Source organism: Paenibacillus sp. TAB_01 (assembly GCF_043945595.1).
Classification (GTDB): domain Bacteria; phylum Bacillota; class Bacilli; order Paenibacillales; family NBRC-103111; genus Paenibacillus_S.
The window spans coordinates 5041968-5054692 of sequence record NZ_JBIFNP010000001.1 but is presented as its reverse complement, the minus strand read 5'-3'; the positions used below and the strand labels follow the sequence as shown (position 1 = coordinate 5054692).

Genomic DNA, 12725 nt, shown 5'->3' with positions numbered 1-12725 from the left:
AGCGGACGTCCGATAAGGACGTCCTCCTCAGGCTGTCGAGAAAGCCGCATTAAGTGAACCATGCGTACTAACGCAGGTGGGGTATCTTCCGGAAGAGTTTACGTCCGCCTTTGAAATTCGTGAAAATACCTTCAAATCTAATCCAATTCACGGATTTCAACAGCGGCTGTAGGAAGATACCCTACCGGAGTATCACACATATTCAGGCTTTCTCGACAGCCTGCGGACGTCCGATAAGGACGTCCTCTCTGCATTTTGGGTGCGATGGCTGAAAAGCCGCTGTTCACCGGTTGCCTTTTGCTTTCAAGTCATGTCATAATGCACATGAAAGCAGAACAATAACGAAACGAAGAGGAAACCGGTTATGGCATCGAAAACAAACGCCTGCAGATTATTGGACAAGCTGCGGATTTCGTATACCTTGCACGAATACGAGTGGGACGAGGAGCATCTCGATACCGCTACGGTATCGAGCCATGTGGGCATTGCCCAGGAGCATATGTACAAGACGCTGGTGCTGCGCGGAGATAAAACAGGTATCGTGATGGCCTGTATTCCCGGGCATCTGGAGCTGAATTTAAAGGCGCTCGCCGCCGTAAGCGGCAACAAGAAGGTCGAGATGGTTCCGGTCAAAGATATACTGACGATTACCGGTTATATACGGGGTGGGGTATCTCCGTTAGGCGTGAAGAAGAAGTATCCTTTGTATATCGACGAATCGATCCTTCCCATTGATCCGGTCAGTATCAGCGCCGGACGCAGAGGGCTGCAGATTTTTTTGAAAGGGACGGATCTGATTGCGGCAAGCGAAGGCAGCGCAGCCCGTCTGACGGAGGAAGGAAGCGCGGAATGAAATTGAACCAGGATGTTATGAAGCAGTTGATTTATACCCATGCGGAAGGACGGCTGCGCAAAAGCTACGGCATCACCGAGCCTGCCGATAATGTAGAGCAGTTCCACCGGCTGCTGCTTGAAGCCTTGAAGCAGAAGGGAAAGCCGATCCGGCGGCAGGTAACGAATACGGAAATTTTCGAGGCAGCGGTCAAATCGATCGGGAGCAATTCCCGTGACTGGTCTACCTTTGTCGCTAAGGAAAAGGGTCTTCGTGAGCTGCTGTCGGGCTATGATCCGGCGGCTGCAGAGCGGTTAGGGGAGGAGGCGCTGCTTCAAGCGCTGCGGCCCTATTTTCCGGGCACCTCTTGTTCTACGGACTGCCGCGCTGTAGCCAATTGGGTCGGCGTCCTCTCCGCAGAGCCTGACTATTACGAGAAGGTCATTCTGCAGACCGTCGAAGCGTTTGACCGGATGGACGATGAGCCGCTTACGGAGGAGCAGATGATGATTTGCGTGTCCGGCTTCATGTCGAATCCCTCAAGCCGCTGGAGAGGGTGGTCCCATATGAAGGGCTTCGATAAAGAGAAACCGGAGAAGCTGAAGCTGCATGGCATGGGCTATCCGCTGGCATCGGAATTTTTCCGCAATTTAGGGTGGAACGGCTTCAAGCCTGACCGGCATATCAAGCGCCTGTTCGCCTATTGGTACGACGTAGATCAGATGATTCCGGAAGCGGACATTCGCTTTTACACGGATCGGATCGGCAGCCAGAACAAAGAATTGACGGATAACATCCGCTATTCCCTGATCGGGCATAAGGTTTCGCCGGAAGGCGTCAGATTTTCCGAGGTAGACCATCTGCTGTGGGCGCTCGGGGCTTACGTCATGAAGAAAGGAAAAGAGCAGCCGCTTGGCTCGTAAAATAAAATAGGCGGAGTAACACGCATAGTGTGTGCCTCCTATCATAAACTATACCTATAAACGCAGCAAAGAGGCCGACCCGCGCAGTACGGGGTCAGCCTCTTCTTGAATACATCGATTTTTGCAAAGCAGGGATATCCGCTTAATTTGCGATAAATTCTTGAACCCATTCGCCGTTGTAGTAAGCAACGCCGATTTTAGTATAATTCGGGCTCAAAATATTTTCACGATGACCTTGGCTGTTCATCCAGGCTGTCATAACCTCTTGCGGGTTACGCTGGCCTTTCGCGATATTTTCGCCGGCATAGGTGTAAGAAATACCGAACGATTTCATCATGTCGAACGGAGAACCGTAGGTCGGGGATGTATGGTCAAAATAATTGTTCGTATACATGTCTTTGGCCTTCACCAGCGCGACATTCGTCAAAGAGCTGTCGCTTGTCAGCGGTTTAAGACCTGCTTTTGTACGCTCTTGATTTACCAGATCCACCACTTGCCTTGCATAGGAAGCGGAGTCGCTGCTTGTTGTTCCTGTTCCTGCATTATTTTGCGTATTTCCGCTGTTCGAACCATTGCCGCTTGTGCTGCCCGCAGGCGTTCCCTGGTTGGAGCTGGAGCTGCCGCCAGCTGTATTGCCGGATGGCGTTCCGCTGTTCGTATGACCCGGTGCCGTGGAAGCTTGTCCTTTTCCGCTTGCAGGCTTGCCGTTGTTGTAGCCGGTGCTGCCTTGGAACGGATACTTCAGTACGGTTGCTCCCCAATAAACATTGGCATTGGACAGATTCAAGCTGCCTTTCAGCAGAGTCGAAAGATCTACGCCATATTTCTGCGCAATCGCATTGACATTGTCACTATTTATAGTAACAACAGCTGGAGCAGCGGACGCCGCACCTACGCTGAGTACGGGAGCGAGCACGAGTGCACCTGTAATAACGAATTTTTGTAAACGATTCAAAACGATCCTCTCCTTTTTTCGGCCTGCGAGGTTAGCTGACGGATTCGGGTCAAAGAGCAAGCACCCGGTCACTAATACGTGACTTCACCCCATGGTAGGATGGTTCCCCCACGCTTCCTTGGGAAGCTTCGGCCTGGCTTATTTTTTTGCCCTCTTATTCTATCACTAGTTTTGATAGATTTCATGACACAAAGTCTTCCAATTCGAAAAGAGCAAGGAGGTTTGCAGTATGGGGAAGCCAAAAATTTTACAAATTTTATCCATGTACCATGAGGCCGGAGAAGCGATTTTGCGGCAGGGAGCGGAGGTGGTGGTGACGCAGGAAACGGACGAGGCACGTTTATGCGGGCTGGTGAAGGACGTAGAGGCGATCGTTCTTCGCGCTCCCGCCCGGATGACACGAGCCGTTCTGGATGCGGCTCCGAAGCTGAAGGTGGTTTCAGGAGCGGGTGTGGGGCTGGATAATATCGATGTCGGTTACGCTACGCTCAAACGGATTCCGGTGCTGCACGCCCCGGCGGTCAACAGCGTATCGACGGCGGAGCATACGGTTGCGCTGCTCCTCGCTTTAAGCAAATCGCTGATTCCTTTTCACAGCGAAATGAGCAGGGGAAACTATAATTCCCGCATGCTGATTCCTTCGATAGAAGTAAAAGGAAAGCAGGCGGGGCTGATCGGGTTCGGCAGTATAGCGAGGGAGGTGGCCAAGCGGCTTCGCTTCGGTCTGGACATGAAAGTGGCCGCCTGGGTGCGCAGCTATGATGAGGCTAAGCACGGCCAGGCGGCCAAAGAACTGGAGGTCGAGATGACGACCGACCTGGATCGATTGCTGTCGTCATCGGATTTCGTATCCATACATATTCCGCTGAATGCAGCGACGCGCGGAAGCATCGGCAGGCCGCAATTGGAGCGGATGAAGCCGAGCGCTTTTCTGATCAACACCGCCCGCGGCGGAGTATTGGTCCAGGACGACTTGATCGCAGCTTTAAAGTCCAAGCGGATTGCGGGCGCCGCCCTGGATGTCTTCGACCCGGAGCCGCCGCCTGCGGAGCTGGAGCTGCTGCGGCTGCCCCATGTTATCGTCACGCCGCATGTCGGAGGGACGACAACGGAGTCCAACTACGTGATGGCTACAACCGTCGCCCGTCAGGTGCTGGACGCGCTGGCAGGCAGGAAGCCTGCTTATATCGCCAATCCCCAGATATGGCCCTCTTAATCCTCCAAGCTCTGCCGCTTATAGCAGGCTGCCGGTAACGATACAATCAGGCATTCCGTTTGGTTACGGTATACAGGCGGCTCGTTTCTTCCCAAATCTCGCCGGGCTCGAGAGAGAACAGACCGATCTCATCCGCCGGAAGCTTGGACATTGGCGCGTTCACCAGACTGACCTGCGGCTCGGGGCAGAAGAAGCCTTCCGTCGCGTTGTTATTCCAAATCATCCACTGCTTGTAGGAGGTACCGACATCGTATACGAGGGTTACCTCATTGCGGTTGTCGGTCAGCTCCATCCGGTTGCGGCCGTTTTGCGGCTCGGATGTGTAATGATTGTCCATAGGCTCGAAGAACGGGGACAGGCCGCCTTGTTTCATCAATTGCTCGTCCGCTGTCAACGGCTGGAATTCGCCTGTCGGCAGCATCCGCTCGTTCAGCGCCCAACGATTGCCGATCGTCATTTTAAACGTGTAGTCGCCCGCCGTACTGTTGGCAGCGAAGGGAGCGTTAATTGACGTATGGAATGCGAGCAGGCAGGGCATAGTATCCTCTCCGTCGTTGCGGATGAACAGCTGCTGGTGCAGTCCGTATTCATTCAGCGTGTAACGAAGCTTGACCGTGAAGGAGTGCGGAAGGAAGGCATGCACCGGATGGCCCGGCTGCACTTTCTGAACCAGCGTGACGAAGCTGTCCCGCTCATCCGCTCCGAATTGCTCGACAGTCCATGGAATGTTATGTAAAAAGCCATGCAGATGATTTCCTGTGCTGGGCTCATTGACCGGAAATTGATATACTTTGCCGTTCCATGGAAAATGGCCGTCTTCATACCGGTTAGGCGGAAACAGGAAAGGAATGCCGTGAATGATAGGCTTTTCTTTGAACGACTGCATTTCTTCCGGGGCAGGCTCATGCAAAAAACGGAATTGGCGAACGTTGTCGCGGAAAGCGATCAAATTCGCTCCGATAGCAGGCAGAACGATCGCTTCATACCGGTCCGCCTGCAGATAGACGGCTTGCTCCCCTTGATAATCGGCTTCATAGGCTTTGGGTGCGGTTGTTGTGCTCATAGCTTCTCCTCCTGAGACTAGTAAATGGCAAGATAACCCTACATATTATAGCATGGAAACGCCATCAAACCTATGGCGTCCTAAGGGATAAGCCGATAGACCCAGGAGGATTTAAGGGAAATATGTCGAATTTTGCGTCAAAATGTGGGATTACGGTCGTACTAGGCGTATAATAGGATTGACAAGAAATGGCTGTTCAGTCCATCCGTTGTCCTGATCAAAAGATGGAGGGGGTCAATGAAGGGGTCTCTGCGCGTAAAAATCATGATGTTATTTGTTGCGGCGGCAAGCTTGGCACTATCCTTGGCGGGGGTGAGCAGCTATCAGACGGCCAAGACTCCGGTTCTTCAGTCACGGCAGGCTCATGCGCAGCTTATGATGCAGAAGCAGTCGCAGGCGCTATCCGCCTGGTTGAGCGAACGGCTTGCGGAGCTCAGCCTGCTGAGCCGTACGGAAATGATCCGTTTCGGCAGCGATGAAGCCAGGCTCGATTATTTGAAGCAGGAGCTTGTGCGGACCGGGGGCCATTATGTTTCGTTCGGCCTAAGCGACCTGGACGGCAGGCTTCTACAGGTGAACGGAGCGGATTTCGGTATTGCGGCGGATCCTTCCTTTGCCGGTAACGGGAGTGGCTCCGACGTCGCTTCGAATCCTTTTACCGTCGCATTCGCTCAGCAGCAGCCGGTCATTGCCATTCAGGTACCGGTTTATGACGACGGTTTTCAAATCCATGAAATACTGCACGCATACGTGTTAGCGGAGCAGGCGGTTGAACGGTTTGCCGGGGAAAAAAGCGCCCCGGACGACGATAGCTTCGTCCTGTTTCAGGAGGATGGAAATATTTTGTACCCTAACCCTCCCGACCGCAAGGACAAGACCTATTTGAATATCGGAGATGCCCGCTCCCCTTATCAAAGCATTGCGTCCGATTATCCGGAGCATTCATCCGGGCTGGCCGAGACGAAGCTCGAGGGGCAAACGCACTTCATCGCGTATTCCGAGGTGCCTGGCACCGACTGGTATCTGGCTGCGGATCTTCCCGAAAAGGCGCTCGGGGAGCCGCTTCGGAGGCTGCTCTGGAAGACAATTCTCACGATGACGCTGACCGGAGCCGCGCTCGCCGTTATCATGCTCGTTATTATGAATTATATGTTAAAGCGATTGCGTCGAATTCTAAACATAACGGAACGTGCGGCGGGCGGCAGCCTAAGGGTGGAGGCTGCAGATTCCCCATCCCAAGATGAAATCGGGGCTTTGGCACAATCCGTCGATGATATGGTCGGCAGGCTGAGTCCGATGATCGAGCGTCTGAATGCCATCCTTAATCAGAATGATTATGCGGTTATTGTCGTCGATCCCGGCTACAAGGTCACATACTTCAACCGGACGGCGGAGAAGATTCTCGGCTATGCGGCGGAAGAGGTTCTTTATAAAAAAACGTTGTTCTTATGGCACGACGAGCAGGAGCTGTTCAAACGGGCCGAGCGTCTATCGATCGAGCTTGGCGAACGCGTGCCGCCGGATATATCGGTTTTTATGACAAAGCCGCTTCGGCCTAATCCGGAGGATGATCAATCGAACCTTCATCCATAAGAACGGAGCGCGTTTTCCCGTCAGTTTGAGCATTAGCCCCATGCGCGATTCGAACGGCCTTGTGACGGGCTTTGTCGGCATTGCCCGCGATATCAGCGATTATAAGCAGGCTGAAGAAACGCGCAACCGGCTGCTCAGCATCCTGGATGCGGCGAAGGATTTAATCGCTTCCGTAGATGACAGAGGCCGTATTTTTTATATGAATCCCGCAGGGATGGAACTCTTGGGTATCGATGAGCTGAGAGAGGATACCCGGAATACGAAGCAGTATTTCGACAGCTTCGAGCTCGCTCAATTCGTTGCAGGGCTGGAGCATGTGTCCAAAAAGGGTTACTGGGAGCACGAAACGGTCGTCCGCACCCGCAGAGGAGAGCAGATTCCGATGTCCACCATTCTGGTGGCTCATAAGGACAAGCAGGGGAAGGTTTATTATTCTGTCATTGCCCGCGACATTCTTGAGCAGAAGCGCACGCAGAGGGAGCTTGTGGAAGCGAAGCGGGCCGCGGACCGGGCGAATGAAGCGAAGAGCCGGTTCCTCGCCAGAATGAGCCATGAAATCCGCACGCCGTTGAACGGCGTCATCGGATTTTCCCAGCTGCTGCTGCGTGCCGGTGTGAATGGAGGGCAAAGGGAATACGCGAACAAAATTATTTCTTCCTCTCAGATGCTGCTGCGTATCGTGAACGATATTCTGGATTTCTCCAAGGTGGAAGCAGGGAAGCTGGAGCTGGAGCGGACACGGTTCAGCCTGAACGATACGGTGCGTCATATTAGCGATATGATGAGCGTGCTTTTGGGCAAGGAAGCGGTGGAAGTATTTATAGATACGCCGGAGGAGCTGCCGGAAGCCGTGATCGGGGCCCGGCCCGGCTGGAACAGGTAATGCTGAACCTGTGCGGCAACGCCCTGAAGTTTACGAAAGAGGGAACGATTGTAGTCAAGCTGGCATGGATTCGGCAGCAGGCGGACGAGGTATGGATAGAGTTTGCCGTGGAGGATACGGGAATCGGAATAGAGCCCGCGCAGCTTAACCGGCTTTTCGAGCCGTTCAGGCAGGCCGACGAATCAACCAGCCGCAAATACGGGGGCACCGGTCTCGGGCTGGTCATTTCAAAAAATCTTATCGAGCTGATGGGCGGCACGCTGGAAGTGCAGAGTCAAGCGGGCGCCGGAAGCCGCTTTGCATTCCGCCTTCCGTTCGAGCCGGCAGACGCGGCAAACGGCGGAAGTATGCCGCCGCCGGAGGCCGCAGCTCCCGATTCCGAGCATGCGTACCCGAGCTGTACGACGGTGATCGAACCTCCCGTCAATGTACTGCTCGTTGTGCCGAACGGAATGATCCGCAGCCGGATCGGCGCGATACTGGAAAGCTTTTCGCTTCATGTGACCATGGCGGGCTCGTGGGAGGAAGCGCGCATACTTTTGCAGTACCCCGCTGCGCGCCATTATCATCTGGCTCTCCTCGATATGGAAGCGGAAGATATGTACGGGATTGAAACCTGGCTTGAGTTTCATGAGCTGCTCTCGCGGGCAGGCACGATCGCGATAGCTGTGACGACTGCCTACGGCAGAGAAGAGATATGGAGCATGCCGCCGGAGCAGCGGCCCGACTGGATTCTGGTCAAGCCGTTGTACCGGCTGGCCCTCTATCAATTAGTTTGTGCGGCATTGGAAAAAAGACAGCCGCTTTCGCCGGAACCGGAAGCCGTTCTTTCGCCGCCGCCGGCAGAGAACCGGGAGGCCGGAGGCAGCATTGTACTGGCGGAAGACAATGAAATGAACCGGCAGGTGGCTGTAGAGATGCTTCGAAGCGAAGGCTACAGCGTGACGGCAGTCCCTGACGGACTGCGCCTGCTCGAGCTGCTGGAGCATCGCCCCGGCGGGTGGGAGCTGATTCTTATGGATATCCAGATGCCGGAGATGGACGGTTACGAGGCGGCGCGGCTCATTCGTGCCGATCCGCGGTTCAACAAGGTGCCTATCGTAGCTTTGACCGCGAACGTGCTTCCGGAGGAACGGGAGGCGTGCTTTGCGGCGGGAATGAACGCGGTGCTGAACAAGCCCGTAGACATGAAGGAGCTGGCCGCGCTGCTCCCTCGCGGGCAGCGCGCGGACGCTGCGGTTTACCCGGATGCGGAAACCGCGCTTCCCAAGCTGTATGGGATTGACGGCAGGCGGCTGTTGGAGCAATTGAAGGGCAACCTGCCGATTGCCCTTCACCTTTTAGATAAATTCCGGAAGGATTATGCCCATTTTATTATGGAGCTTTCGGAGCTTATCCGGCAGGAGGCGTGGGAGCGCGCAGAGCGTAAGCTGCACACTTTAAGAGGGGTGGCGGCAAATTTGGCGGCAGATCGTTTATTCCAGGCAGCCGGCCGGATGGAAGCTCAGCTCCATGAGAAGAGCGCCGGAAACTGGGAGCAGGAGCTGTCCGGGATCCGGCAGGAGATGGAACGGATTCTGCTTTCACTGGGACCGGCCGGAGCCGATGCAAGCGGACAAGAATAGTGAATACCTCTGCAAAAGGTGGGCTTTGATGTACAAAGTATTTATTATCGAAGACGATTCTTTAATAGGAGACATGCTGTGCATGTATTTGTCCGAGGAGGGCTACAGTGTGGAGCGGGCGGAGAACGGTGGGGCGGCCATGGCTTACATGGAGCGGCAGCGCCCGGACATTATTCTGCTTGATATTGTGCTTCCGGATATCAGCGGTATTCAGCTGTGCGGGGAGCTGCGCAAAATTTCGACGGTACCGGTTCTTGTCGTATCGATGAAAACGGAAGTGATGGACCGCGTCAACGCTTTGAATGCCGGTGCCGACGACTATATGTGCAAGCCGTTTAGCATGCGCGAGCTTTCCGCCAAGGTCGCGGCGATGATTCGGCGAACCCGGTACAATCAGCAGCGGCCCCGCCTTGAGCAGGGCGAAGCGGCTCACGAAAGCCGCATGCCGAGCCCCATTTTTTTGAATTACGATAAAAGATCGTTATTTGTAAACGGCGCCTACGTGGAGACGACCTTTTCCGAATTTGAAATTATGAAGCTGTTTTTGGCTAATCCGGGTAAAGTATACAGCCGGGAGGAGCTGATTAACGCGGTTCGCGGGTTCGATTCGTTCGTCAACGACAGGGCTATTGATGTGCACATCGGGAATCTCCGCAAAAAGATGGGTGAAGACTCCAAGCAGCCCAAATACATTAGAACGGTATGGGGAGTCGGATATAAGTTTTTAAATATATAGCTTCTTCGTTACGGAAAAAATTAGAAAATGTTAGTTAATATTAACAATCATTCATAAACTTTTTTTACAACTTTCCCTCATAATAGGAAAAGGTACGGGCGATATCGACATAAAACGCGACTTTTCCTGGAGGTTTCAAACGTGATTATTGAAAGAACGAATACAGTGGATGAGGGAAATTTAAAATCGGTTGCACGCGTGCTGGAAAGCTTTGCCGCACGCAATCAGCTGACACCGCGTGAAAGAGAAATGGCAGGCTTGCTTTTAGTATACGGCTACTCGAATAAGGAACTGGCGGAGCACTGCGATATTTCTGTCAAAACAGTGAAGAATCATTTGGATAATATGATGCGTAAACTGGAAATTCATTCGACAAGAAAACTGTATTCGCTGCTGCTCCAATCCTTTTATGAAGAAGAGGAAGCCGTGCTGCTGAGCATCAAAGAAAGATAACCGGAAGAAAGCGGAGGCGTGCCGCATGCTGTCATACAATGTCCGATTGTGGAATGATATATTAATCAATGCTTCATTATTGCTCTCAACTGCTTTTGTTATTCATTGGTCGTTTCCCAGAGTCAGTAAGCTTAGGAATTGGGAAGCAGGCCTGGTCACAGGCCTGCTGTACGGCCTGTCGGCGCTGGTGCTGGCGCGTTTTCCGATAGGCGAAGCCGTCAGCGGCAAAGAGCTGGCAGTAGGTATTGCAGGCGTTTTAAACGGACCTGCTGCAGCGCTGCTCTCGCTTGGAATGAGTCTCGCGGGAGGATGGCTGGAGGGCGGGCATTCTTTGGCGTCAGGATACGGCAGCACGATCACGGCGGCGTGCCTGGGCATGCTCATGTACTATGCAGGCAGGAAGACCGCCGTCTCTCCCCTAGGGTTTGCCTGTTTCGGGCTGCTGTTGTCCGTTGAGGCATGGGGCTGGGAGAGCATCAAGCTGTCGGATACAGCCGACTGGCATACTACAGCTTACGCTGCGATCCCTTCCGCCATAATATACATATTGTTTACGTTTATGATACGAATCGGTCTGCTGTCCCAGCGCTCCAAGGGATACATTGAGGAGGAGCTGCGGGAACGGGAGAATCAGTACCGCACGCTGGTCGAGCATTCCCAGGATTTGATTTTTCACTGCGACGTGCAGGGCAAGCTGCTGTCGGCCAACCGGAAATTTAGCGAGGTTACAGGGCTTGGTACCTCCGAGCTGCAGGAAAAATCACTCGATGAGCTGCTTCCTTTCCGCAGCGAGCTCGCGGAGTGGCAGCAGATGCTGGCTCAGCTGCTTCATACCCGCTTGCCGGTCAGCGCCGAGAAGGAGATTGTCAACAGCGAGGGAATCCCCCGTATGTATGTGACAACGCTTTCGCCCGTTATCGGAGCGGAAGAGCAGATCAAATCGGTCATCGGCACCTGCTATGACATTACGAGCATCCGCAAGTCGGAACAGCACATTTTACAGCTGTCCTACTTCGACACGCTTACGGAGCTTCCGAACCGGAAGCTGCTGCTCGAGAAGCTGCAGCAAGCGATCGCGAGCGGCTCTGGGCCGATGGTTGCGCTGGTTCTCATCGATCTGGACAACTTCAAGGTGATCAACGATACGCGAGGCTATCCGTTTGGGGATGAGCTTCTCAAGGCTGTCGGCAATCAGCTGAGGCAGCTGTTCCCCGCGCCTTATACCGTAGCCAAAATGGGCGAGGACGAATATGCGATTCTTTTGGAAGAGCTCGATCAGATTCAGCCTCTATTGCGGTGTATTGAGACGGTTCAGGATCAATTCCAATACCCGCTCTTTATTCGCGGGGAGCCTATACATACGCGCACGTCGATGGGCGTTGCGGTTTATCCGGGAGACGGCGGCAATGCCGAAGAGCTGATGCGCAATGCCGGCACCGCGATTTATAAGGCCAAGCAGTCCGGCAAAAATCAATGCTGCTTCTATAACGCGGATATACGCGAATCGATGCTCAGACGGAGCAGGCTGGAGGATGCGCTGCGCAAGGCGCTTATACATAACGAGTTTATTTTGCAGTTTCAGCCGCAGTGCCGGGCCGAACCTCATGCCGTCCGCGGCTTCGAAGCGCTGATCCGCTGGGTTCACCCCGAGCTGGGAACGATTTCTCCGGCCGAGTTCATTCCAATCGCGGAAGAAACGGGGGCCATCGTACCGATCGGCGAATGGGTTATTCGAACCGCCTGCGAACGGATCAAAGCGATCCAAAGGCATTATTTCCGCCATGCCATCATTTCGGTCAATGTCTCATCCGTTCAGCTGGCCCGCCCTGATTTTGTCGATATGGTTATCGGCATCCTCGAGGAGACACAGCTGTCGCCGCAGGATCTGGAATTGGAGATTACCGAATCCATTCTGGTGGCCTCCTTTGATGAAGCGGTCCGGGCGCTGGAACGGCTGCGGAATCACGGGGTGCGGATCGCCCTTGACGATTTTGGGACAGGCTATTCGTCTCTAAGCTACTTGCGCCGGCTTCCTGTCGAGACGTTGAAGATTGACCGTTCTTTTATTCAAGACATTACGACAGAGCCTTTGCAGGCCGCACTGACGGAATCGATTATTCATCTGGTTCACAAGATGGGGATTCAGGTTGTGGCGGAAGGGGTGGAAACTCCGGAGCAGCTGCGCTATTTGCAGAGCTGGGGCTGCGAGTACATCCAGGGATATTTGCTGAGCGAGCCTCTGTACGAGCTGGAAATTCGCCGTTTGACCGGTCTGCCGCAATGGAGAGATCCGGCGTGATGCATGCAGGCTATAGCCCGCCGCTCCCGTTTATCGGGAAGCGGCTTTTTTTCATGCGGCTGCTCCAGGCACCAAAAATTACATACAAGAAATGTGGAAAATGGCGTGAAGTTGGCAAGAAACGTCCGGTATCGATCCCGATTTTGC

At 53.9% G+C, this 12725-nt stretch carries 11 protein-coding genes and 1 riboswitch; of the genes, 9 read left to right on the top strand and 2 right to left on the bottom strand.

What is annotated here, in order from left to right:
* The first annotated feature begins 364 nt into the window (after positions 1 to 364).
* Positions 365 to 853 (top strand): Cys-tRNA(Pro) deacylase, encoded by a 489-nt coding sequence (ybaK, locus tag ACHHV8_RS24585; RefSeq protein WP_395162049.1) that lies wholly within the window; start codon positions 365 to 367, stop codon positions 851 to 853.
* Positions 850 to 1755 carry a hypothetical protein gene (locus ACHHV8_RS24580; RefSeq protein WP_395162048.1) on the top strand — a complete coding sequence of 302 codons (906 nt, stop codon included), beginning with the start codon at positions 850 to 852 and terminating at the stop codon, positions 1753 to 1755. Before ybaK ends, ACHHV8_RS24580 begins: the two co-directional genes overlap by 4 nt.
* A 142-nt stretch (positions 1756 to 1897) precedes the next feature.
* Here ACHHV8_RS24580 and ACHHV8_RS24575 read toward each other — a convergent pair whose 3' ends face one another.
* Positions 1898 to 2710, bottom strand: a complete 813-nt coding sequence (locus ACHHV8_RS24575) for a CAP domain-containing protein (RefSeq protein WP_395162047.1) — start codon at positions 2708 to 2710, stop codon at positions 1898 to 1900.
* A 5-nt stretch (positions 2711 to 2715) separates the two neighbouring features.
* A riboswitch (cyclic di-AMP (ydaO/yuaA leader) is annotated at positions 2716 to 2854 on the bottom strand.
* 85 nt (positions 2855 to 2939) lie between these two features.
* Between ACHHV8_RS24575 and ACHHV8_RS24570 the strand changes: the two genes are divergently transcribed.
* Positions 2940 to 3926 (top strand): hydroxyacid dehydrogenase, encoded by a 987-nt coding sequence (locus ACHHV8_RS24570; RefSeq protein WP_395162046.1) that lies wholly within the window; start codon positions 2940 to 2942, stop codon positions 3924 to 3926.
* A 46-nt stretch (positions 3927 to 3972) separates the two neighbouring features.
* On the opposite strand, the gene ACHHV8_RS24565 is transcribed toward ACHHV8_RS24570, so the two are convergent.
* On the bottom strand, positions 3973 to 4989 hold the full coding sequence (locus tag ACHHV8_RS24565) for an aldose 1-epimerase (RefSeq protein WP_395162045.1): 1017 nt from the start codon (positions 4987 to 4989) through the stop codon (positions 3973 to 3975).
* A 237-nt stretch (positions 4990 to 5226) separates the two neighbouring features.
* Here ACHHV8_RS24565 and ACHHV8_RS24560 point away from each other — a divergent pair, with 237 nt between their 5' ends.
* From ACHHV8_RS24560 to ACHHV8_RS24535, 6 genes are all read left to right on the top strand, one after another.
* On the top strand, positions 5227 to 6582 hold the full coding sequence (locus ACHHV8_RS24560) for a cache domain-containing protein (RefSeq protein WP_395162044.1): 1356 nt from the start codon (positions 5227 to 5229) through the stop codon (positions 6580 to 6582).
* Positions 6557 to 7465 (top strand): PAS domain S-box protein, encoded by a 909-nt coding sequence (locus ACHHV8_RS24555; protein WP_395162043.1) that lies wholly within the window; start codon positions 6557 to 6559, stop codon positions 7463 to 7465. Before ACHHV8_RS24560 ends, ACHHV8_RS24555 begins: the two co-directional genes overlap by 26 nt.
* Entirely contained in the window at positions 7465 to 9090 is a 1626-nt protein-coding gene (locus ACHHV8_RS24550) for a hybrid sensor histidine kinase/response regulator (protein ID WP_395162042.1), read from the top strand. Before ACHHV8_RS24555 ends, ACHHV8_RS24550 begins: the two co-directional genes overlap by 1 nt.
* Before the next feature lie 28 nt (positions 9091 to 9118).
* A complete protein-coding gene (locus ACHHV8_RS24545) occupies positions 9119 to 9826 on the top strand; it encodes a response regulator transcription factor (RefSeq protein ID WP_395162041.1) in 708 nt (235 codons plus the stop codon).
* 141 nt (positions 9827 to 9967) lie between these two features.
* On the top strand, positions 9968 to 10279 hold the full coding sequence (locus ACHHV8_RS24540; protein WP_395162040.1) for a helix-turn-helix domain-containing protein: 312 nt from the start codon (positions 9968 to 9970) through the stop codon (positions 10277 to 10279).
* A 25-nt stretch (positions 10280 to 10304) separates the two neighbouring features.
* Entirely contained in the window at positions 10305 to 12578 is a 2274-nt protein-coding gene (locus ACHHV8_RS24535; protein ID WP_395162039.1) for a putative bifunctional diguanylate cyclase/phosphodiesterase, read from the top strand.
* Positions 12579 to 12725 lie beyond the last annotated feature (147 nt).

Bases quoted from the DNA above. Each gene is read 5' to 3' on its own strand.
- ybaK (WP_395162049.1), top strand. From the start codon at position 365: ATGGCATCGAAAACAAACGCCTGCAGATTATTGGACAAGCTGCGGATT.
- ACHHV8_RS24580 (WP_395162048.1), top strand. From the start codon at position 850: ATGAAATTGAACCAGGATGTTATGAAGCAGTTGATTTATACCCATGCG.
- ACHHV8_RS24570 (WP_395162046.1), top strand. From the start codon at position 2,940: ATGGGGAAGCCAAAAATTTTACAAATTTTATCCATGTACCATGAGGCC.
- ACHHV8_RS24565 (WP_395162045.1), bottom strand. From the start codon at position 4,989: ATGAGCACAACAACCGCACCCAAAGCCTATGAAGCCGATTATCAAGGG.
- ACHHV8_RS24560 (WP_395162044.1), top strand. From the start codon at position 5,227: ATGAAGGGGTCTCTGCGCGTAAAAATCATGATGTTATTTGTTGCGGCG.
- ACHHV8_RS24555 (WP_395162043.1), top strand. From the start codon at position 6,557: ATGATCAATCGAACCTTCATCCATAAGAACGGAGCGCGTTTTCCCGTC.
- ACHHV8_RS24550 (WP_395162042.1), top strand. From the start codon at position 7,465: ATGCTGAACCTGTGCGGCAACGCCCTGAAGTTTACGAAAGAGGGAACG.
- ACHHV8_RS24545 (WP_395162041.1), top strand. From the start codon at position 9,119: ATGTACAAAGTATTTATTATCGAAGACGATTCTTTAATAGGAGACATG.
- ACHHV8_RS24535 (WP_395162039.1), top strand. From the start codon at position 10,305: ATGCTGTCATACAATGTCCGATTGTGGAATGATATATTAATCAATGCT.